Annotated in this window: 21 protein-coding genes; 11 read left to right on the top strand and 10 right to left on the bottom strand. The window is 51.6% G+C overall.

Going from position 1 to position 20,416, the window contains the following annotated elements:
- The first annotated feature begins 61 nt into the window (after positions 1 to 61).
- Genes KK078_RS01730 through KK078_RS01740 form a run of 3 tightly spaced genes read left to right on the top strand, consistent with a single transcriptional unit; the run spans position 62 to position 3,145 of the window.
- Entirely contained in the window at positions 62 to 718 is a 657-nt protein-coding gene (locus KK078_RS01730; RefSeq protein WP_254088507.1) for a lipid-A-disaccharide synthase N-terminal domain-containing protein, read from the top strand.
- Positions 718 to 1,929, top strand: a complete 1,212-nt coding sequence (locus KK078_RS01735) for a class I SAM-dependent methyltransferase (protein WP_254088508.1) — start codon at positions 718 to 720, stop codon at positions 1,927 to 1,929. Before KK078_RS01730 ends, KK078_RS01735 begins: the two co-directional genes overlap by 1 nt.
- Before the next feature lie 28 nt (positions 1,930 to 1,957).
- Positions 1,958 to 3,145, top strand: a complete 1,188-nt coding sequence (locus tag KK078_RS01740; RefSeq protein ID WP_254088509.1) for a class I SAM-dependent rRNA methyltransferase — start codon at positions 1,958 to 1,960, stop codon at positions 3,143 to 3,145.
- Between the two features lie 109 nt (positions 3,146 to 3,254).
- Here the strand turns inward: KK078_RS01740 and KK078_RS01745 are convergent, their stop codons facing one another.
- On the bottom strand, positions 3,255 to 4,118 hold the full coding sequence (locus KK078_RS01745; RefSeq protein ID WP_254088510.1) for a hydroxypyruvate isomerase family protein: 864 nt from the start codon (positions 4,116 to 4,118) through the stop codon (positions 3,255 to 3,257).
- A gap of 166 nt (positions 4,119 to 4,284) precedes the next feature.
- Here KK078_RS01745 and corA point away from each other — a divergent pair, with 166 nt between their 5' ends.
- Genes corA through KK078_RS01760 form a run of 3 tightly spaced genes read left to right on the top strand, consistent with a single transcriptional unit; the run spans position 4,285 to position 6,651 of the window.
- Entirely contained in the window at positions 4,285 to 5,235 is a 951-nt protein-coding gene (corA, locus tag KK078_RS01750) for a magnesium/cobalt transporter CorA (RefSeq protein WP_254088511.1), read from the top strand.
- A 16-nt stretch (positions 5,236 to 5,251) separates the two neighbouring features.
- Complete coding sequence (locus KK078_RS01755; protein WP_254088512.1) at positions 5,252 to 5,884, top strand: deoxynucleoside kinase; 633 nt, start codon at positions 5,252 to 5,254, stop codon at positions 5,882 to 5,884.
- An 11-nt stretch (positions 5,885 to 5,895) separates the two neighbouring features.
- Positions 5,896 to 6,651, top strand: a complete 756-nt coding sequence (locus KK078_RS01760; RefSeq protein WP_254088513.1) for a sulfite exporter TauE/SafE family protein — start codon at positions 5,896 to 5,898, stop codon at positions 6,649 to 6,651.
- Here the strand turns inward: KK078_RS01760 and KK078_RS01765 are convergent.
- Positions 6,640 to 7,527 carry a 1-aminocyclopropane-1-carboxylate deaminase/D-cysteine desulfhydrase gene (locus KK078_RS01765; protein ID WP_254088514.1) on the bottom strand — a complete coding sequence of 296 codons (888 nt, stop codon included), beginning with the start codon at positions 7,525 to 7,527 and terminating at the stop codon, positions 6,640 to 6,642. The two genes, KK078_RS01760 and KK078_RS01765, sit on opposite strands and share 12 nt — an antisense overlap.
- A 136-nt stretch (positions 7,528 to 7,663) precedes the next feature.
- Between KK078_RS01765 and KK078_RS01770 the strand changes: the two genes are divergently transcribed.
- Complete coding sequence (locus KK078_RS01770; protein ID WP_254088515.1) at positions 7,664 to 8,716, top strand: PA0069 family radical SAM protein; 1,053 nt, start codon at positions 7,664 to 7,666, stop codon at positions 8,714 to 8,716.
- Between the two features lie 302 nt (positions 8,717 to 9,018).
- Here KK078_RS01770 and KK078_RS01775 read toward each other — a convergent pair whose 3' ends face one another.
- Positions 9,019 to 10,380, bottom strand: a complete 1,362-nt coding sequence (locus tag KK078_RS01775) for a dipeptidase (RefSeq protein ID WP_254088516.1) — start codon at positions 10,378 to 10,380, stop codon at positions 9,019 to 9,021.
- Between the two features lie 60 nt (positions 10,381 to 10,440).
- Complete coding sequence (locus KK078_RS01780) at positions 10,441 to 11,811, bottom strand: exonuclease domain-containing protein (protein WP_254088517.1); 1,371 nt, start codon at positions 11,809 to 11,811, stop codon at positions 10,441 to 10,443.
- A 68-nt stretch (positions 11,812 to 11,879) separates the two neighbouring features.
- Here KK078_RS01780 and KK078_RS01785 point away from each other — a divergent pair, with 68 nt between their 5' ends.
- A complete protein-coding gene (locus KK078_RS01785; RefSeq protein ID WP_254088518.1) occupies positions 11,880 to 12,227 on the top strand; it encodes a phage holin family protein in 348 nt (115 codons plus the stop codon).
- A gap of 116 nt (positions 12,228 to 12,343) precedes the next feature.
- Positions 12,344 to 12,799 (top strand): hypothetical protein, encoded by a 456-nt coding sequence (locus KK078_RS01790; RefSeq protein WP_254088519.1) that lies wholly within the window; start codon positions 12,344 to 12,346, stop codon positions 12,797 to 12,799.
- Between the two features lie 262 nt (positions 12,800 to 13,061).
- Here the strand turns inward: KK078_RS01790 and uvrA are convergent, their stop codons facing one another.
- Both uvrA and KK078_RS01800 read right to left on the bottom strand, forming a co-directional pair.
- Positions 13,062 to 15,911, bottom strand: a complete 2,850-nt coding sequence (gene uvrA, locus KK078_RS01795) for an excinuclease ABC subunit UvrA (protein WP_254088520.1) — start codon at positions 15,909 to 15,911, stop codon at positions 13,062 to 13,064.
- A 103-nt stretch (positions 15,912 to 16,014) separates the two neighbouring features.
- The gene (locus tag KK078_RS01800) at positions 16,015 to 16,404 is read right to left on the bottom strand and encodes a hypothetical protein (protein WP_254088521.1); all 390 of its coding nucleotides are present in this window, start codon (positions 16,402 to 16,404) and stop codon (positions 16,015 to 16,017) included.
- Positions 16,405 to 16,577: 173 nt separating this feature from the next.
- On the opposite strand from KK078_RS01800, the gene KK078_RS01805 reads away from it, so the two are divergent.
- Positions 16,578 to 17,228, top strand: coding sequence for an RNA polymerase sigma factor (locus tag KK078_RS01805; protein ID WP_254088522.1), 651 nt, complete (start codon positions 16,578 to 16,580; stop codon positions 17,226 to 17,228).
- The gene (locus KK078_RS01810; RefSeq protein ID WP_254088523.1) at positions 17,179 to 17,382 is read left to right on the top strand and encodes a hypothetical protein; all 204 of its coding nucleotides are present in this window, start codon (positions 17,179 to 17,181) and stop codon (positions 17,380 to 17,382) included. Before KK078_RS01805 ends, KK078_RS01810 begins: the two co-directional genes overlap by 50 nt.
- Before the next feature lies 1 nt (position 17,383).
- On the opposite strand, the gene KK078_RS01815 is transcribed toward KK078_RS01810, so the two are convergent.
- From KK078_RS01815 to ssb, 4 genes are read right to left on the bottom strand one after another with little or no spacing between them, the layout of a single operon-like run.
- Positions 17,384 to 17,971, bottom strand: a complete 588-nt coding sequence (locus KK078_RS01815) for a 3-keto-disaccharide hydrolase (RefSeq protein WP_254088524.1) — start codon at positions 17,969 to 17,971, stop codon at positions 17,384 to 17,386.
- Positions 17,968 to 18,573, bottom strand: coding sequence for a gliding motility lipoprotein GldD (gene gldD / locus KK078_RS01820; RefSeq protein WP_254088525.1), 606 nt, complete (start codon positions 18,571 to 18,573; stop codon positions 17,968 to 17,970). Before gldD ends, KK078_RS01815 begins: the two co-directional genes overlap by 4 nt.
- A complete protein-coding gene (locus KK078_RS01825) occupies positions 18,554 to 19,852 on the bottom strand; it encodes a hemolysin family protein (RefSeq protein WP_254088526.1) in 1,299 nt (432 codons plus the stop codon). The genes gldD and KK078_RS01825 overlap by 20 nt, the downstream gene beginning before the upstream one ends.
- 23 nt (positions 19,853 to 19,875) lie before the next feature.
- Positions 19,876 to 20,322 (bottom strand): single-stranded DNA-binding protein, encoded by a 447-nt coding sequence (gene ssb, locus KK078_RS01830; RefSeq protein ID WP_262898568.1) that lies wholly within the window; start codon positions 20,320 to 20,322, stop codon positions 19,876 to 19,878.
- Positions 20,323 to 20,416: the final 94 nt, after the last annotated feature.

A 20,416-nucleotide genomic window follows, 5' to 3' on the forward strand; every position in this document is an offset into this window, starting at 1 on the left:
GCCTGATCCTTTTCGATCAGGCTTTTTTTTCGAAACCTGTGACGGGTCTAACAGAATTTGAATGGAGTTTGTCGAGCAATACTGGGTTTATGGATTGGGCTTTTTTGCCCAGTCGCTGTTCGGGTGCCGGCAGCTGGTGCAGCTTTTCTATTCCGAAAAGCAAGGCCGAGTGGTATCGCCGACGCTTTTCTGGCAACTTAGTCTACTCGGCTCTTTTCTCTTTTTGATCTACGGCATCATTCGAGATGATGCGGTTATTATTCTTGGTCAGACGCTCTCCTACTTTATTTACATCCGCAACCTGCAGTTGAAGGACAGCTGGAAGATTATGCCGGTTGTATTACGGTTCATCCTGATCATGCTACCCGTCTTCACACTGGTGTGGGTATTGGTCGTATCAGAAGAGGCAATGACGAACCTGGTGACAAAGACGGATTTTACACACCCGCTCTTGATCCTGGGGGCGATCGGGCAATTATTATTGAACTTGCGCTTCGTATACCAGTGGTATTACTCGGAGAAGTATAAAAAGTCTATTCTGCCGCTGGGTTTTTGGGTCATCAGCCTGGCGGCTTCTGTTATGATCATTCTTTACGCGGCGTACCGAACACCCATTGATCCGGTGTTGCTGGTGGCGCAGAGTATGGGCATCTTTGTGTATGTCCGGAACATCATCCTTCACGGTCGTGCCCGGGCGAGGGCACAAGCTACCTCCTGATGGAAAACGATAACGTATTTACGTCGCTTCTTGCTCCCGCCGTTCAGGCGTTTATTCGTGCGCACGAACATGGCGATGAGCGGCAGCTGGTATTAAAACACAAAGAGATTGCCGGCGCCCCTGCCGCGCGTGTGGCTGAGCAGATTGCCGCGCGTCGAAAGGCAAAGGACAAGCTGCCGGGCTATTATCAGGCCGAAGGCATTGTATACCCTCCGGGCGTCAATCTGGAACAGTCATCTTCTGAACAGACGGCGCGCTATAAACAAAACATTCTTCAACAGGAGGGCGTACTGCGGGGTACGATAGCCGATCTTACCGAAGGCTTTGGTATCGATACATTTTTTCTAAGTCAGATTTTTCAGCAGGTGCACGCGATCGAGCCCAATGAATCGCTGCAGGTCATCGCCCGGCACAATCACGCTCAGCTCGGTGCGCGAAACATACACTATCACAACACGACGGCAGAAGAATTCCTGGATCATAGCGACGCGACGTTTGACCTTGTCTACATCGATCCGTCGCGCCGGGATGGGTCACAGAAAGTGTTCAGGCTTAGTGATTGCATGCCGGATGTGGTGGCGCTGCAAGGCCGGATCTTCGCGAAAGCAAATGACCTGTTGGTAAAAGCATCGCCGCTGCTGGATGTGCAACAGGGTCTTAAAGACTTATCGTGTGTGAAGGGGGTTTACATTGTGGCAGTCGATAATGAATGTAAAGAGCTGTTGTTCTTTTGTCGCCGTGGTTATGCAGGCGGGCCTTCCATTGTCGCTGTGAATTTGAAGCACGGGGTGCCGGAGACCTTCTCTTTCACCGCACAGGAGGAGCAACAAGCGCAAGTAACCGACACGCCGCCCGCAACCTATTTGTATGAACCCAACGCGGCGATATTGAAGGCCGGAGCTTTCAGGCTTCTTGCCGGTCGCTATGGTGTATCGAAGATACAGATCAATACACATATCTATACCAGCGATACACTTGTGGGGGATTTTCCAGGACGGGTGTTTAAAGTAGAGGCTTTTGTAAAAAGCGATCGCAGGGCAGTATTGCCTTTGTTTCCGGAAGGCAAAGGGAATGTTATCACACGGAACTATCCCCTGCCGGCAGAGGCATTGAAAAAGAAAGTGGGCTTGCGTGATGGTGGTGAGAAATACCTGCTGGCGTTTTCCGGCGCCAGGGAAAAATTCCTGGCAGTTGCTGCGCGTGTGAAATAGCGATTAATTTTGAGGATCAATACATATTATGGTGAATGCGGGAACAGTCATTTTAAAGAAAGGAAAAGAGCACTCCATCGAGCGGTATCATCCCTGGATCTTTTCGGGCGCGATACAACAATCTACCGGTTCGCTGACCGACGGCTGCTGGGTAGAGGTGCTGAGCTATAAAAACAAACGGCTGGGTTTTGGTCACTACCAGAAGGGCAGCATCACTGTACGCATGCTGCACTTTGGTGCTGACGAGCCCGGCGAGCATTTCTGGGAGAATAAATTTCGCCAGGCACTGCAGTTGCGCAGAAGCGCCGGACTACCGACAGAAACAACCAACGCCTTTCGTCTGATTCATGGCGAGGGTGATGGGTTGCCTGGTCTTATTGTCGACTATTACGACGGTGTCGCGATTGTCCAGGCGCACGACGCCGGCATGCACGAAGACCGTCACCGCATTGCTGAGGCGCTTCAGAAGGCATTAAGCCCGGCGTTGCAGACGGTGTATTATAAGAGCCACGGTACATTGCCGGGCAAGATGCGCGACGAGCATTATAACGAGTACCTGTCGGGCATGAGTGCTGTGCCGCATATCGTTGCAGAGCACAGCAAGAAATTTTACATCGATTGGGAGGAGGGTCAGAAGACTGGCTTCTTTCTGGATCAGCGGGAGAACCGTCGGCTTTTGGGGGAATTCAGCGCGGGTAAGACTGTCTTGAATACGTTCTGTTATACCGGGGGCTTCTCGGTATATGCGCTGGAGGCCGGTGCGCAGTTGGTGCACTCGGTTGATGCTTCCGAGAAGGCTATTCAGCTGACCCGAAAAAATTTAGAGCTTAACGGGTTCGATGCAGAAAAACATGCTTGCTATGCCATCGATACGTTTGACTTTCTGGCGGACAAGCATCATGCTTATGATGTGATCGTGCTGGATCCGCCGGCATTTGCCAAACACCGCGATGCGCGCCACCAGGCGGTGCGGGGATATCAGCGGTTAAATGCAGAGGCCATGAAAGTCATTCGTCCGGGCGGTGTGATCTTTACTTTCTCCTGCTCGCAAGTTGTGGACCGACAGCTTTTTTACGATACGATTGTATCGGCTGCGATACAGGCGGGACGACAGATAAAGGTATTGCATCATTTGTCTCAGCCGGCAGATCACCCTGTTTCCATCTTCCATCCGGAGGGGGAATATCTCAAGGGGTTGGTGTTGTTTGTGGAGTAATTCTCGGCGCCGGTCTGGAGACCGGGACAATGCTGGGCACGAGTCTTCGCTCCGAGACGGGGCTGAGACTCGCGCCAGTTATTGCTTTTCGCGCTGCGCGCGTGGCTTATTAAATATCGCAGAGTTTTACAGCAGCCGCCAGCGATGTCATCGGGTCTTTGGCGGGCATGAACTCTTGTGCGACAAAACCTTTGAAGCCGGTGGCGGCGATGGCGCGCATGATGGCCGGGTAATACAGCTCTTGCGACTCGTCTATTTCGTGGCGGCCGGGTACCCCTCCCGTGTGATAGTGACCGATATATTTCTTGTGCTTGTTGATGGTGGCAATCACGTCGCCTTCCATGATCTGCATGTGATAGATGTCGTACAGCAACTTGAAGTTGTCCATGCCGGTTTTTTCGGCAAGCTTCACACCCCACTCGGTGTGGTCGCACTGGTAGTCTTTGTGGTCTACCTTGCTGTTGAGCAGCTCCATGCAGAGGGTGATATTGTGTTTTGCGGCCAGCTTCAATACGGGTTCGAGTCCGCGGGCGCAGTTCTCCAGGCCTTGCTCGTCGGTCAGGCCGTTACGGTTGCCGCTAAAGCAAATGACATTTTTGAGGCCGGCGTCGGCGGCTTTGGGGATGTTCAGGGAATAATCTTTCAGGAGCTGTGCGTGCAGCGATGGGTCGTTGAATCCTTTCGTCAGGCCGATGGGGCTGCCGTAGGCCATGGCGCAGGTCAGGCCGTGCTTCAAGGCTACGGGCCACTGTTCGGCGTTGAGGAGCTCAACCGACTTAATGCCCATGGCTTTGGCGGCTTTGACGAGGTCTTCCAGGGGCATGTCGTTATAGCACCACTGACATACGGAGTGGTTGATGTTTCCTTTCATGGGTATGGGTTCAAGGGGCGGAGCAGACGATCCGAGCGCCGGCATAGCAAGCGATCCGATCCCTGCTACGGCCATGGTTTTTAATGCTTCTTTACGGTTCATGGTTGTAGGATAAGATATACGATTTACTACTTTACAGCCGAAAACTCAATGCCTGTGCCAAAAATGGAACGAGTTCCGGAAACGTTATTTTAGCGGCGGCGGCCCCAGCAGATTAATGGTTTGTATTTAAAAGATTGGCCCTAAATTGCACGCTGCTAAGAAGACTATGATCCGAGTATACACCCTTCGACAAGGAAAGCTGGAGCAGCATAAGAATTTGCCGCACGAGGAGATCATGAAGTTGTCCAATATCATTTGGATAGACTTACAATCTCCCTCGCAGCAGGAGAAGGTGTTTGTGGAGCGCAATTTTAAGATCGAGTTCTTTACGCATCAGGAGGTGCAGGAGATCGAAAGCAGCTCGCGGTTTCTCGAAACCGAAGAAACGATCGAAATCAACCTGGGCTTTATCTCCAGCGATGTGGAGCTTTCCGTTCAGAACGTCACCTTCATCCTGAAGGGCAACATTCTCTTCACCTATCGCCAAGGCGACCTCAAGACTTTTGCGGAAGCGGTGCGTAAGCTCAAATCCATGAATGCCGAGACCAAAGAGCACGGTCTCGACATCTTCCTGACGATCCTGGAGACCCGCATCGACAGCGACGCCGACCTGATCGAAAGCATCAATCGCCGTGTGAACACCATCAGCAAGGAGCTTATCGCCCGCGAGTCGCTGAAGGAAGACATGCTGTTGGGCATCGCGCAGTTACAAGAGAACACCATGCTGTTGCACGAAACTATTACGGAAAAGCAACGCGTGGTGAGCTCGCTCATCCGCATTCCCGAATTCAATAAGATCGAGAACGAGCGCCTGAAGGTAATTATCAAAGACATCGGTTCGCTGCTGCAACACGCGCAGTTCAGCTCGGAACGTCTGGAGTACCTGCAGAATACTTTTCTGGGTCTCGTCAATATCGAGCAGAACACTGTCATCAAGATCTTTACGGTGGTGACCGTTGTATTTATGCCGCCCACGCTGATCGCGAGCATCTACGGCATGAACTTTAAGGTTATGCCTGAACTATCATGGACGGGCGGCTACCCTATGGCCATTGCGTTAATGATCTTCTCTTCGCTCGCCTTCCTCTGGTACTTTAAACGTAAGAAATGGCTGTAAGCCGATACAGACGAATATGCAGGAACTGAAGCATATTGCCATTTGTGGTAACATTGGGTGTGGCAAGACCACTTTGTCGCAAAAGCTTGCCCGGCATTACGGATGGGAAGCGCTGCTGGAGTCGGTAGAAGACAACCCTTATCTGCGCGACTTTTACGGTGATATGCCGCGGTGGGCTTTTCATGTGCAGATCTATTTTCTGACGAGCCGTTTTAAGCAAGTGGCCAAGATACGAGCCAGTAAGAAGGTTACCGTTCAAGACAGGACCATCTACGAAGATGCCTACATATTCGCGGCCAACCTGCACCGCAGCGGTTTTATGTCTGATCGCGACTACGCCTGTTACCTGGACATCTTTCATTCCATGATCGCGTTTGTACAGCCGCCCGATCTGCTGGTCTATCTGAAGGCCGACATTCCCAAGCTGGTGCGCCAGATCGAAAAGCGCGGTCGTGATTACGAGTATGCCATCCGGCTCGACTATCTCAAGAACCTTAATACACACTACGAGACCTGGATACAACACTACAAGCCTGGCCGGTTGCTGGTAATCGATGTGAACGAGCTGGATTTTGTCGAACGCATCGAGGACTTTTCGTTTATCGTCAATAAGATCGACCTGGAGCTGAACAGCTTATTTAATGTCTGACGCGATACGGTATGATCTCTCTTTTTTCGTTTGAGCTTTCGGTCGCCGATCTTGTTATCTTCTTTCTGGTAGCGATCCTTATCGGGATGTCCAAAACGGGTATACACGGTACGGGAACAATGGCAGTACCGTTGCTCGCATCGGTGTTCGGGGGTCAGCTTTCGAGCGGGATCATGCTACCCATTATTTGCATGGCCGATATCATGGGTGTGCTATACTATCATCGCCATGCCGAGTGGAAATACCTGCGCAAGCTTTTCCCATGGGCGATACTGGGCACCATTCTCGGTACAATCGTCGGCAAGAGCATGCCCGACGATGTGTTTCGCATGATCATGGCAGTGATCATCATCCTGAGCGTGATCATCATGATCTGGCTGGAGCGTGGGCGAAAGGAAGATGTTCCCGATAGTCCCTGGTTCGCCGGGCTTGCCGGAACGACGGGTGGATTTACGTCGATGGTGGGAAATCTGGCGGGTTCCCTCATGGCGGTCTACTTTCTATCTATGCGTCTGCCCAAGAATGTCTTCATCGGCACGACGGCGTGGTTCTTTATGGTGATGAACTGGTCCAAGGTTCCGTTCCATGTTTTTAGCTGGCACACCATTACCTGGAATACACTTTTGCTCGATGTTATCACGCTGCCGGCAATTGCGCTGGGTGCTTATATCGGGATCGTCCTTGTGAAGTATTTGAAAGACAAGACGTATCGTTGGTTTATTATGGGCGTGACGGTATTGGCCGCGGTGCTGATGCTATTGCGCTAGCATGTCGCCGTTGCCCTGTAGCCCGCCTGTGTGAATGGCGAGGATCCTGCTGCCGCGCGCAAAACAGCCCTGTTGGACAAGATCGTAAATACCCCACATCATTTTTCCGGTATAAACAAAGTCCAGTGGGATGTTATGTTTGCTCTGGAAGTTTTTGATGAATGTGGTCAATACATCGTTCGTTTTTGCATAGCCCCCCATATGGTACTGATCGTTGATGTGCCACGGACGCATGGGGGCATCGTGATCTAATAGTACCTTTACCTCGTCTGTGAGGAAACTTCCCTTGAGTGCTGAGAATCCGATAACCTCTCCGTAAACAGCCCCTTGTATAATACCCGCCATTGTACCGCCGGTGCCTACAGGCAGGCAGATATAGTCGAAAGGTTCTGTGGGAAATGTCGTGGCAAATTCCCGCGTGCCTTTCAGGGCGAGGGTGTTGGTCCCGCCTTCAGGTATAGTATAAAAATCACCGAACTGTCCATGCAGTGTTTTGTGAAAGTCCTCATCCGTTTTTTGGCGATACGCTTCACGGCTGACATAGTGCAGGTGCATGCCCGCGGCTTGTGCAAATGCCAGGGTAGTGTTGAGCGGCGCAGTCCTTTCGCCGCGTACTACGCCGATGCTTCGCAGGTCCAGGGCGTGCGCGGCGGCGGCGGTAGCATAAAGATGATTGGAGTAAGCACCGCCGAATGTCAGTACGGTAGTATGTCCCTGTTGTTTTGCGGCTTCGAGGTTGTATTTCAGCTTCCACCACTTGTTGCCGGAAACATGGGGATGGTTGAGGTCTTCGCGCTTTACGTGAAGTGTGATGCCGGCGGCGCTCAGCGGGTCGTCGGAGATCGGTATGACGGGAGTAGCACGGTACGAGAGCAAGCGTGAAATTTGAGCGAAAATAAACAATTGGGGAGAAGTGCTGCAGATAATTTATTCTAATTATTTTAGTTGATAAAACTAAATAAATTAGATAACTATGTGGGGTGGTTACGGGTGATCAGAAAGGAGGATGCGCATGGAGGATGATTATTTCAAAGGCCGGGGTGCCCAGATCAGAACGGATAATAAGTATCTAAAAGCTCAGTATGTTACGGAGCATGTGGAGGGATTGGACGAGCCACTGATGGAGGCGCCCACCACGCAGGTCTTTTATGAAACATCGAAGACCATCGTCAACAAAGTAACGAGTCCGGATCTGGGCATGATGTATTCAACCAATCCCTACCAGGGATGTGAGCACGGTTGTATCTATTGTTATGCGCGCAATACACATGAGTATTGGGGCTTTAGCGCGGGGATCGACTTCGAGAGCAAGATCATTGTGAAGAAGAATGCTCCGCAATTATTGGAGAAGATGTTATTGAGCCCGACGTGGCAGCCGGTACCGATCAGCGTTTCAGGAAATACAGATTGTTATCAGCCGCTCGAGCGCAAGATGGAGATTACGCGGAGTATGTTGAAGGTCTTTGCGCGCTATCGGCATCCGTTGGGCATGATCACGAAGAACGGGTTAATATTACGAGACCTGGATCTGTTGAAAGACCTTGCGCAGGATAACCTCGTGCATGTATACATTTCCATTACCACGCTCGACGAGAAGCTTCGGAGCGTAATGGAGCCCCGTACGGCGAGTGCCGTCAAAAGGCTAAAAACCGTAGAGGCGCTGGCAAAGGCGGGTATACCGGTGGGTGTTATGAATGCACCGATCATACCAGGCCTAAATCATCATGAAATTCCGCAGGTGTTAAAGGCGGCAAGTGAACATGGGGCTTTGAGTGTGGGCATGACGGTTGTACGGCTAAATGGTTCGATCGGACAGATCTTCGAAGACTGGTTGCGAAAGAACTTTCCCGATCGCTTCGAGAAAGTTTGGCACCAGATCTGCGAGATGCACGGGGGTAAAGTGAACGATTCCAATTTTGGAAGGCGTATGACGGGCGAAGGAAACTTTGCGCAAGCGATCCATCAGCTCTTCCGGGCGTCGAAGAAGAAATACTTCGGCGATAAAAGCATGCCGCCGATTGATCTGACGAAATTCAGGAGAGGCGGAAATTTGAGTTTGTTTTGAGCGAGATTAAAGCGAAAGGAAAGGATGGAGGGAATGGGTAAAATTCGCGGTCGCTGTCAGGAGCTGGTTCAGATAGTAATTCCGGTCGTGTTGTTGTGATGTTATCGGAGTTGGTGTGGTGACGTTGAATGAATGAGGAGAATTACATCTGAAACGTAGCATGACGGTTCCCCCCGGAACCGTGGAGAAAAACTATGTGATGGGATAATGATGTTGGTAGTAGAAGGAAGCTTTCTCCTAAACAAAAAGCTCCTCCGTTCGAAAGAAGGGAGGAGCTTTTGCTTTTGGGCATTTGCCGCGTATTATCGTTTGGCGTAGTGCTTATAAAACGCTACGATCGTTTCAATGCCTACCAGGAAGTTGTTCACTCCATAGTGCTCATTCGGCGAGTGCAGTGCATCGGTATCAAGTCCGAAGCCCATTAACACGGTATCAAGCTCCAGCTCTTTTTTGAAGAGTGCCACAATCGGGATGCTTCCGCCGTCACGCGTCGGTATTGGGCTCTTGCCAAAGACTTCTTCAAACGCCTTGCTGGCGGCACGATAGGCATCGGAGTTTGTAGGCGTTACCGCCGGTTCGCCGCCGTGGTGCGCCATTACCTTTACCTTTACATACGGAGGGGCGATTGCTTTAAAGTGCTTGGTGAATAGCTCCGTGATCTCCGCGCTAACCTGGTTGGGAACCAGGCGCATTGAAATCTTCGCGCTCGCTTTTGACGGCAACACAGTCTTTGCGCCTTCGCCTGTATAACCTCCCCAGATGCCGTTGACATCCAGCGTAGGTCTTACGCCTGTGCGCTCGAGTGTTGTATATCCTTTTTCGCCTTTAATCTCGTCGATGCCCAATTCCTTTTTGTAGTCATCCAGGTTGAACGGTGCCTTGTTCAGGTCGGTACGTTCGGCTGCGGTGAGCTCGGCAACTTTATCGTAGAAACCGGGAATGGCCACTTTACCGTCTTTGTCGTGCAGGGATTCGATCATGCTGCACAACACATTGATGGGGTTGGCAACGGCACCGCCATACACACCTGAGTGCAGGTCGCGGTTAGGGCCGGTTACTTCTACCTCCATGTAGCTAAGCCCGCGCAGACCCGTCGTGATGGATGGGTGCTCCAGAGAGATCAGGGCCGTGTCGGAGATCAGGATCACGTCGGACTTGAGCTTCGCTTTGTTTGCTTTCACAAAGTCGCCAAGGTTGTCCGAGCCTACTTCCTCTTCGCCTTCTACCATGAACTTGATGTTGCACGGCAGCAGATCGAGTTTCATCATGGCCTCGAAAGCTTTTACGTGCATGTATACCTGACCTTTGTCATCGCAGGCGCCGCGCGCGTAGATCTTTTCATTGCGGATAACCGGTTCGAAGGGAGGTGAATCCCACAGGTTGAGCGGATCGGGGGGCTGCACATCGTAGTGGCCGTACACCAGCACGGTGGGCAACGAGGGGTTTATTATTTTTTCGGCGTATACGATCGGGTGACCTTTTGTCTCGTTGATCTCCACCTTGTCTACACCGGCAGCGGTGAGTTTTTCTTTTAGAAACTCGGCGGCTTTTCGTACGTCTTGCTTGTGTTTACTGTCGGCGCTGACGGAAGGTATGCGCAGCCAGTCGAACAGCTCGGAAAGAAATCTATCCTTGTTGGCGGTAATAAATTCTTTTGTTGTCATGTTGGGTTAATTGACCGCTGCAAACTTAACCCTTGCGCCGGATTGTCGCGCATTTTTCCCCTAAAAAACAACCAATTCAACGTCTCGCGGATTGGTGAGGTACGAATTGACGACGTTTTGTACAATGGGAGTTTCGGGGCTTATTCGTACGTAAGTTCGCGCTGATTCAAAATCGGTAATGGCCACGTTGCGGTCGAAATAGCCAAAGCCGCAATACACACCTTTGTCTACCAGTACCAGGGATTGTTCTTCTATATTCCGGCCTTTGCCGATAAGTGCCACGGTGCTGCCCGATGCCTTAAACGAAGCGACGGCCTGCGTTATGCGATCGTTGTAATCGGCAACGCCTTCCACCCCTTCGCAAGCGCCGTGGCATTCGCCTGTCTGGTGACTGAAGCACAGGCCCTTGGCTACTTGCAATCCGGAGAGTTTGGGGCACAATTCAAACTCGCGCACTTTTTCCCACAAAAAATTCCAGGCATCGCCCTTTGTGCCAAAGCGGATCAGCGGAAAAGATCCTTTGGTAACGATGTTAGCGGAAAACCGCAAGTATCCGTTACGGTCTTCGTAGCTAAAGATGCCCCACTCTTCTACTTTGGTTTTTTGCGCCTGGTTGTACTTCGGCCACAGGCGGCGAATTTCCTGCGACTCGAGGATGAGGGCAATCAATTCATTGCCGGTGAGCTCGTAGGTAACGTGGTGTATTTCGTTCCGGATCTTCGAGCGGCTCCACTCGCGGGCGTCGCCGGTAAAGTGTCCGGCGATACGTTTTTTGATGTTGATGGCCTTGCCGACATAGATCACTTGTCCGCGTGCGTTCAGGAAATAGTATACTCCCGGCAACGACGGCAGTTTGTCGAACTCTTCTTTTGGCAGATTCGGCGGAAGAATGGTTTCGCCCGAATTTTTCTTTAGCGCCTTCAGGATCTGGCCTTCGCGATCGCGCTCCAACAATTCGTGGAAGATCTTGACAGTGGCGTGTGCGTCGCCGTCTGCGCGGTGGCGATTTTCAATTTCTATGCCGAGGCTTTCGGCCAGGCTGCCCAAGCTGTAGGAACGCAGTCCGGGTATGATCTTGCGGCTCAACCGCACGGTACACAGCTTGCGGGGTTGCCAGTTCACACCGACCAGCTCGAATTCCTGTTTGATGAATGAATAATCGAAGTGTGCGTTGTGCGCAACAAATACGCGACCGTCGAGCTTGGCGAATATCTCTTCCGAAATTTCCTCGAACGAAGGCGCATCCATGACCATTTCGGTGGTAATGCCTGTAAGGCCCGTGATATAGTATGGAATTTCGCGGCCGGGATTTACCAATGTACGGTAACTGTCGGTAATACGAATGCCGTCGTGGTGATAGATCGCGATCTCGGTAATGCGATGACTCGCTGCAAACCCTCCCGTCGTTTCGATGTCAACAATCGCGTACATGTTCGAAATTTAAAATTTGACTTCTAAAGGTAAAAGCAGAACTTCAAGCAAATTTTCGAAGGCCCAAAATGAACGGAATCATCGGTTTTTTATTGAGCGGATTAGCGGTTTTAGTTGGTGCGTACCTGTTGCCGGGTGTGCACGTGGAACATTACGGGTACGCATTGCTGGTAGCGGTCGTGCTGGCGGTGGTCAATGCTTTTGTAAAACCTATCCTGGTGGTGTTTACGATTCCTGTTACCGTCTTTACGCTGGGCCTTTTTTTATTGGTGATCAACGCGCTCATGATCCAACTGGTAGATTTTCTCACCCCCGGTTTTCGGGTAGACGGCTTTTGGTGGGCGCTTGCCTTTAGCCTGATCCTCTCGCTGCTCAACAGCATCTTTGGCGACCTGAGCAAAGAAAAAGAGCGATAAGGCTCGTTGTAATTACTTGGTGCTCAGCCCTTGTACAGCGCATTTTACAACTGGCATTGCGTTTGCATTTGTAGGGTCAAGGGGGTTCGCCTCCGAGATTTAAAACGAGCACTTATATGAAAACGACGATCTTTTTACGCGCAGCATCGATAGCGTTGTTAGCGGGTTCCAGTATGGGCGTATATGCACAGGGTAATCGCGGGGGCCATCATCATGGCGAACGTCATCGTCACGAGCATGTGCACCATCACGATCGCCACTGCCACCACGAGGTGCGCGTCGTCCATCACCACCACCATGCCCCGGTAGAGCGTCGGGTTGTTTACCACCACCCTCGCCCCGTGCGGTATGTATATTATCGGGATTATGACGTATACTATGATTACCAACGCCAGGTATATATATCGTTCGGCGGCAGAAACTGGAGCGTAAGTGCCGGCATACCGGTAGCGATGCGCCACGTAGACGTGCACCGTGCCACACGTGTGGAGGTAGACGAATATTACGATGACGACTTCGTGACCTACCTGGACAATAGCAGACCCGGTGGCCGCGTTTATGTAAGACGTTAATACATAAGTAGTCCATGGCCGATCCATGAAAGATCAAATCGGCTATGGACTACCTACCGCAGCATGGGGTATAGGGGTATTGTGTGAAAGAAATTGAAAAGAAATCCCACGCTGCCTACAACTTTCCGGACACTTGTAGTGTCTTCAGAAGCAAACCCCTTCCGCATTACATTCATGAAAAAGAAGATTTTACTGATTGTGGGCATCGTTGTCGCTATTGTCATAGGCCTTTACACCGGTCTGTTCGGCATGACCCTGGTGACTATTTAAACTTCTCGCGAAGAAATTCAGCGGTAAAGCCCTTCCCTTTTTTCACCATGTCTTCGGGTGTGCCTTCAAACATCAGGTTACCACCTTTCTTTTCACCACCCTCGGGGCCCAGGTCAATGATCCAATCCGCGCATTTGATCACTTCTAGGTTATGCTCGATGACGATGACGCTATGGCCGATGTCTGCCAGCGCATTGATGGCCTTCAGCAGCTTGGCAATGTCGTGGAAGTGCAACCCGGTTGTGGGTTCGTCAAAGATGAAAAGGATATGGCCTTCGGTCGAATTCCTGCCCAGGAAGGAAGCCAGCTTTACACGTTGTGCCTCGCCCCCACTCAGGGAATTGGAAGATTGGCCCAGCTTGACATACCCCAATCCTACATCGAACAAGGGAAAAATCTTGTCGTAGATGGCTTTCTTGTCCTGGAAGAATGTCAATGCATCTTCCACGGTCATGTCGAGTATGTCGGCAATGTTCTTGCCGTTGTATTCCACTTCCAGGATCTCTTGCTTGAAACGCTTGCCGTGGCAGCTCTCGCATTTCAGAAAGATATCGGCCATGAATTGCATCTCTACGCGGATTTCGCCTTCGCCCTCGCAGGTATCGCAGCGTCCGCCCTCTACGTTAAAGGAGAAGTGCGCGGGTTTGTAGCCGCGTTGTTTGGAAAGCGGTTGCTCGGCATACAGGTTACGAATGGCGTCGTATGCTTTTACATAGCTGATCGGGTTGGATCGCGACGACTTACCAATGGGGTTTTGATCGACAAATTCCACCTGGGTGATCTTGCCGAACTCGCCTTCGATCTTGTCGTATTTGCCCGGCACTTCCGATACGGAGCCATTTAAACGACCCAGCACCGGATATAAGATTTTCTTAATAAGCGTAGACTTACCGGATCCACTCACCCCTGTAACCACTGTCAGCGCCGACAGCGGGAATTTTACCGTCAGGTTCTTCAGGTTGTTTTCGCGGGCGCCGAAAACCGTCACGGCGTCTTTCCACTTGCGACGCACCTTGGGGGTTACAATTTCTTCGCGGCCGGTGAGGTAGTCCGTGGTATGCGAGCGAACCTTGCCGTTGATCTCTTTCAACGTACCCTGGAAGACGAGCTCGCCGCCGTGGCTGCCTGCGTCGGGGCCTATGTCGATGATCTGATCGGCTGCGCGCATGATCTCTTCTTCGTGCTCAACCACGATCACGGTGTTGCCAAGGTCGCGCAGGGTCTTCAGCACCTGGATCATGCGGTCAGTGTCTTTGGGGTGCAGACCGATGCTGGGCTCGTCGAGTATGTACATCGATCCCACCAGGGCGCTACCCAGCGATGTCGCCAGCTTGATGCGCTGATATTCACCGCCTGATAACGTCGAGGTGATGCGGTTTAGGGTTAAGTACCCCAGGCCCACTTTCGCCAGGTATTCAAGCCGTGATTTTATTTCGGTCAGAATGCGCTCGGAGACTTTTTGGTCGTGCACCGGCAATTTGAGACTATTGAAAAAGACCAGCGCTTCTTCGATCGGTAACAGCACGATGTCGGTGATGGACGTGTCGGCGATCTTTACGTATTGCGCGTCCTTGCGCAGGCGTGTGCCTTTGCAGTCGGGGCAGTTGGTGCGGCCGCGGTAGCGCGACAGCAGCACGCGATATTGAATTTTGTGGGTCTTCGACTCCAGGTAACGGAAGAACTCGTTTATGCCTTCAAAGTAGCTGTTACCGTTCCACAGCAATTCCTGCTGTGCCTTGGTGAGCTCGTTGTAGGGGCGGTGAATGGGGAAGTCGAACTTGATGCCATTCTTAACCAGCGGCTTTTGCCACTCGCCCATGGTCTCACTTCGCCAGGGAGCAATGGCGCCCTCGTACACCGAGAGCGATTTGTCGGGAACAACGAGGTCTTCGTCAATGCCCAATACCTTGCCAAAGCCCTCGCAGGTCTGGCAAGCACCGTAGGGGTTGTTAAAGCTGAAAAAGTTGATGGATGGTTCTGTAAAGGTCATGCCGTCAAGCTCGAAGCGATCGGAAAAATGGGTTTTCTTCGATCCTTCGGCATAGACGATGCAGTCGCCCTCGCCTTCAAAGAACGCCGTTTGCACGGAGTCGGAAAGGCGGAAGGTGGTGTCTTCGTCGTCGGGTTGCACGCTGGCGCGATCGATCAGGACCTCGATCTCGCCTGTGATCCTGGCCGCTTTGGCTGGTGCTTTTTTCTTTCCTTCGGGTACCGGAGGGGTGAGAATTTCTTCGATGAACTTCATTTCACCGTCTACCAGGATACGTGCGAAGCCTTTGCTGAGGAGCAGGTTGAGCTCATCGTGCAGTTTCCGGCCTTTTTTGATCAGCAGCGGGCAAGCGATCATGACACGGGTGCCCTGGGGCAAGCCGTTGATATAATCCACGACGGTGCTGACGGTATCGCGTTTCACCTCTTTGCCGCTGACGGGTGAGTAGGTTTTGCCGATGCGGGCGAACAGCAGCTTGAGGTAGTCATAAATTTCGGTGGTCGTGCCGACGGTCGACCGGGGGTTGCGGGTGTTGACCTTTTGCTCGATGGCGATGGCGGGGGAAACGCCTTTGATGTAGTCCACCTCCGGTTTTTCCATCCGGCCGAGGAACTGGCGTGCGTAGGAGCTGAGGCTTTCCACGTACATGCGCTGGCCTTCGGCGAAGAGAGTGTCAAACGCAAGCGATGATTTTCCCGACCCGGAAAGGCCTGTGATGACCACCAGCTTGTTGCGGGGAATGGCGACGCTCAGGTTTTTGAGGTTGTTTACCCGTGCACGTTTGATAATGATGTATTCGCGGGGGTCGAGGTCTTCGATTTGTTTTTCGGTTGCTATCAGGGCCTGGCTCAAAGTTTCGTCTTTAAGTTGTCAAAGTAATCAATCTACGCAGAAAGCAAAACACCATCCGATAGGATGGTGTTCCGGTGTTTGTGCAATATTTTTTTTCAGCAGGTCAGGCGTCAAAATCGGGATCGTAGCTGGCCTCGCGCCCGCGTTTGCCGCCGCCCTCCTCGTCATAATCGTCCTCGTCATTGTTGCCGCCGCTGCCGAAATCGTCGTCATTGTTGCTGAAGTCGCCCTCGTCGTTGTTGTCGAACTCTTTTTCCGACCGCGATGACTCCACGTCGTACTCGCCTTCACTGTTCTTGGTGACGGGTACTTTGATCAGGTAGGTAGAGTCATCAGTTTCCAGCGGAAAAACGAAGATAGGCTCTTTCTTCGCATTGGTGATGCGGGTGATGCTCGCTTCGTATCCATTTGGATATTGCTCGTGAATTAAATCCTTCAAATCTTCCGAAAGATTTTCAAGGCTTTTGATAACTTTTTTCTTACTAACTGCCATACTTTATGGTGACACAAATCCTCGAGCAAATAGCTAAAGAAATAGTATGAGAGGCAAGAATTTTTAGAAATTTTTTTGCGCTTTTAAAGGAAACCATCTATCTTTTCATTCCAATTCTAAATCTAACCCCTACAATATCGACAGAGATCTCTACGTTACCTAAATGAGACAGAATGATTGACAGCAGATTCAGCGACAGCCAGTTAGTGTCGCTCTATCGTAACGGTAACGAGAAGGCTTTTGAGATGCTCTTGCACCGCCACAAATCGAAGCTCTATACGGCCATTTACTTAATTGTAAAAGACCGCTACACAGCCGAGGACCTGTTGCAGGAGACGTTCGTGAAAGCGATCAATACCATCCGTAGTGGACGGTATAACGAGGAGGGGAAATTCCTGCCATGGATCAGTCGCATTGCCCATAACCTGGCGATCGACCATTTCAGAAAAGACAAACGCTACCCGGAGATAGTACTGGAGGATGGAAGCCGCGTATTCGATTCGTTGAAGTTCGCGGAAAGATCCATGGAGGACATTCACGTCCGCCGTGATACGCGGATGAAGCTCCGGGATTACATTAAGGATTTGCCCAAAGAGCAAAAACAGGTGTTGATTATGCGTCACTACCTACAGATGAGCTTTCAGGAGATCGCCGGCCGCACCGGAGTGAGCATTAACACTGCTCTGGGCCGTATGCGGTATGCGTTGATAAACCTGCGTAAGAAGATGATCAATAACAGAGCCTATGATAAAAACTTTTACGCAAACCGATCTAGTGAGGTACCTATACCGCGAGATTACGGAGGAGGAGAGCCGGGAAATTGACCGGGCACTGCTGTGCGACAACGAGCTCAAGGCGTTGTTCAATGAATTGCGCTGCATGCTGGACGAGATCGACGCTGCCGACCTCCAGCCGTCACCGGTAACGGTACAGAACATCTTGAGCTACTCGCGCAACCTGCAAGAAAGGCAGCGGTAGCTTACAGCGTTTTCAGGTGCACTTTGCGCCAGCGTACTTTCACGCCGCCACCGTCGTGAATCTGCAGGGCAATTTTGCCATTGCTGGCGCCTATTTTTTCGTCCTTTAAGATAACCACCGGGTGCCCGTTCAAATGGGTCGTTACCCGGTCGTTCTCTACCCGGACGACCATCTTATTCCATTCGCCTTCTTTTAAGAGCTTTTCGGCCTGTGCATCCGGCTGGATCAGCCAACCGCGTCCGTACGATTCATAAATGCCGCCCGTGTGTTTGCCTGCCGGTGCTACTTCGGCTTGCCAGCCTGTGATGCGCGTGCCTTCGATCGAAGCATGAAAGAACACGCCGCTGTTGCCGTTCGACTCCTGTTTGAATTCGACCGTCAATTCGAAATTCTTGTATTCTTTTTGCGTGGCCAGGTAGCCGTATTGTTTGTCGGGACCGCTTTCGCAAATAAGCTCGCCATTTTCAACATACCACTTTTCGGTGCCGTACACGTCCCAGCCGGTAAGGTCTTTTTTGTTGAAGAGGTCCTGCGCTTGCACCGCGGCAACCGACAGGATACAGAGTAGGAATGCTTGTAGTTTTTTCATATCGATGGTCCTGGTTTTTTCCATGCGAGTGTATTGATCATGTGCATGATATCCTTTTTCATGTAGTCGATGGCGGGCGCAAGCGAGTCGTTGGCCACCTGTGTGTTGAAATACAACGCGCCCCGCATGAAGTTGTTAACGGAATCGGTAACGGTAAACTGGAACTGGCTGGGGACTTCGCCTTCCAGCTCGGCAATGACGGCTGTCTTACCGGTAGGTGTCGTTGTGATCACCTCGTTAATAGCCGATGCTTTGATCTGGTGTTTTGCGGTGAGCGTGTACGCATCGTCCAGCAGCTCCTTCAATAGCGTTTCATCGCGGTGCAAAGGCTTATACGTTATGTGCACGTTTGCTTTTAGCGCCGGGTAGTAGATCTCGATCCAGTATTTTTCACGGATGCGCGAGGAGTCCGGCAACAGCCGGGCATGTTTAGAATATTCAAAGGTATACGGCAATGAATCGGGTAGCGACGTGTATGCGGGCTCTGGCAGCTCGAGGCGATTGTAGCCCAACGGCTTGGGCAGGTACTCACGCGTACAGGAATTGACGAATAAGACGGTGATGAGGCCGAGACCGAAAATGTTAATGCTTTTGCCGCTCATGAATGTGAACCCGCACCTGTTTAATCTGTTTGTGTTCGAGGGATTCCACGGTAAAGGTAAATTGTTCGTGACGGATAACATCACCTAAGACCGGCATTTTACCGTGCCATTCCAGCATTTGCTCGTGCAGCGATTTATCCACCGGTTCTACCGGTGGCATGGCCTCGGTTTCCGGCAGGAGTAATGTGTACAGGTCGTTCATGGAAACATCGCCGGCAAACAGACAGGTATGGTCGTCTACACGGCGGAACAGTGCCACGGCATGATCGAACTCATTATTAATGTCGCCGACAATCTCTTCGCTGAGGTCATGCAGGGTGACCAGGCCGACGGTGCGCCCTGTGTTGTTGACGACGATTGCCATCTTGATGGATTTCTTCAGCAAGGCTATTAGGAGCTGGTCAATCTTCCTGGACTCCAGCACAAAGGAGGCGGGACGAACCAGGTTCTGCCAGCCAAAGTCGGCCTTCTCATGCAGAAACGGCAACAAGTCCTTGACATATAAAATGCCGACGATCTTTTCCGGGCTTTCAGCATACACCGGCAGGCGTGCATGGTGTGCCTGGGCTACGTACTCTTGCAGTTGCGTGAAGGTAAGCCTGCTGTTAATGGCTGCGGCGTTTTTGATCGGAATCATAACCTGCCGTACACTGAGCCGGGTGAACGTGAGGGCTCCCCGCAGAATCTCTTTTTCGCTATCTTCTTCCGCGTTCTCACCTTTCCTGGAAAGGCCCAATGCTTCTGCCAACTCTTCGGCTGTCGGCTCATTGCTTTCCTGCTTCAGCACGCGCTCCATCCAGGAGCGGAATCTGCGCAGGGGCCAGGTAGCGGGTTTGCACAGACGTGCCAGCGCGAGCCAGGTGGGCGCGGCGCGCAGGGCGAGCCGCATGTTGTGTTTGGTGGCATACGCTTTTAACAACGTTTCGCAGGTCAAGGCGACTAAGGCTACGACCGGTATAATCCACAACGCGGCGGTCAGGTAGTTACCCAGAAATACGATGAAGGTAAGCCAGACGGCGGTGTTCGCCCATGTTACCGTGGTGATAAACAGCTCGGGTCGCTCTAACAATATAAAAGCGGCGTACGCGCGGCGGCTCGGCTGCAGACGCAGCGTGATCATGTCGTCGGCGGTGAGTGACAGCAGTGCCGTTTTTGATAGCGTGATCAGGATGGCCAACACGAGCAGTACCAACAAGCCTGCGCTATATAAAAACATACTCACCGGCTCGGGGCGGGTGAGTATGTTTAGTAATTCGATGTTCCCGGGAGGTTCGTCCACGCAAAAAAGATCTCAGTGACGAATTAGAACGGGAGGTCGTCCGTGCTGGTATCGGCCGGAGCGGTTACGCGCATGTTGTCGCCAACCGAACGGTCTGAGGAACCGTAGTCGGAACTCATGCCACCGCCGCCGCCATTGCCTTTCGGTGAAAGCATGTTCATGTTATCGCCGACGATCTCCGTTGTATAACGCGTTACGCCGTCTTTCTCCCACGAGCGTGTGCGCAGTTTTCCTTCGATGTATACCATGTCGCCTTTGCGCAGGTACTTCTGAGCGATCTCTGCCAGGCCGCGCCACAGCACGATGTTGTGCCATTCTGTTATTTCCTTCTTCTCACCAGTAGTACGGTCCTTATAACTTTCTGAGGTGGCAATGCTGAAGTTCGCTACCACGGCACCGTTGTCGAGGTTTCGTACTTCGGGATCTTTACCAAGGCGTCCAATTAAGATTACTTTGTTTACTCCTGACATATATGTTATTATTTATTTACAGCTTTCATCCCTCCACGCGTGCGCGCGGGTACGAGCCGGTAAGAGCATGTGGTGCATGGAGGTAAACAAAAAT

The sequence above is a fragment of the Dawidia soli genome, assembly GCF_018598185.1.
GTDB classification, from domain to species: domain Bacteria; phylum Bacteroidota; class Bacteroidia; order Cytophagales; family Cyclobacteriaceae; genus Ohtaekwangia; species Ohtaekwangia soli.

Coding starts and splice junctions, on each gene's coding strand:
- corA (WP_254088511.1), top strand. CDS start 4,285: ATGATCCGAGTATACACCCTTCGACAAGGAAAGCTGGAGCAGCATAAG.
- KK078_RS01790 (WP_254088519.1), top strand. CDS start 12,344: ATGAAAACGACGATCTTTTTACGCGCAGCATCGATAGCGTTGTTAGCG.
- KK078_RS01800 (WP_254088521.1), bottom strand. CDS start 16,404: ATGGCAGTTAGTAAGAAAAAAGTTATCAAAAGCCTTGAAAATCTTTCG.
- KK078_RS01740 (WP_254088509.1), top strand. CDS start 1,958: ATGGTGAATGCGGGAACAGTCATTTTAAAGAAAGGAAAAGAGCACTCC.
- KK078_RS01780 (WP_254088517.1), bottom strand. CDS start 11,811: ATGTACGCGATTGTTGACATCGAAACGACGGGAGGGTTTGCAGCGAGT.
- KK078_RS01785 (WP_254088518.1), top strand. CDS start 11,880: ATGAACGGAATCATCGGTTTTTTATTGAGCGGATTAGCGGTTTTAGTT.
- ssb (WP_262898568.1), bottom strand. CDS start 20,322: ATGTCAGGAGTAAACAAAGTAATCTTAATTGGACGCCTTGGTAAAGAT.
- KK078_RS01735 (WP_254088508.1), top strand. CDS start 718: ATGGAAAACGATAACGTATTTACGTCGCTTCTTGCTCCCGCCGTTCAG.
- KK078_RS01745 (WP_254088510.1), bottom strand. CDS start 4,118: ATGAACCGTAAAGAAGCATTAAAAACCATGGCCGTAGCAGGGATCGGA.
- KK078_RS01775 (WP_254088516.1), bottom strand. CDS start 10,380: ATGACAACAAAAGAATTTATTACCGCCAACAAGGATAGATTTCTTTCC.
- KK078_RS01805 (WP_254088522.1), top strand. CDS start 16,578: ATGATTGACAGCAGATTCAGCGACAGCCAGTTAGTGTCGCTCTATCGT.
- KK078_RS01730 (WP_254088507.1), top strand. CDS start 62: ATGGAGTTTGTCGAGCAATACTGGGTTTATGGATTGGGCTTTTTTGCC.
- KK078_RS01770 (WP_254088515.1), top strand. CDS start 7,664: ATGGAGGATGATTATTTCAAAGGCCGGGGTGCCCAGATCAGAACGGAT.
- KK078_RS01760 (WP_254088513.1), top strand. CDS start 5,896: ATGATCTCTCTTTTTTCGTTTGAGCTTTCGGTCGCCGATCTTGTTATC.
- KK078_RS01815 (WP_254088524.1), bottom strand. CDS start 17,971: ATGAAAAAACTACAAGCATTCCTACTCTGTATCCTGTCGGTTGCCGCG.
- gldD (WP_254088525.1), bottom strand. CDS start 18,573: ATGAGCGGCAAAAGCATTAACATTTTCGGTCTCGGCCTCATCACCGTC.
- KK078_RS01755 (WP_254088512.1), top strand. CDS start 5,252: ATGCAGGAACTGAAGCATATTGCCATTTGTGGTAACATTGGGTGTGGC.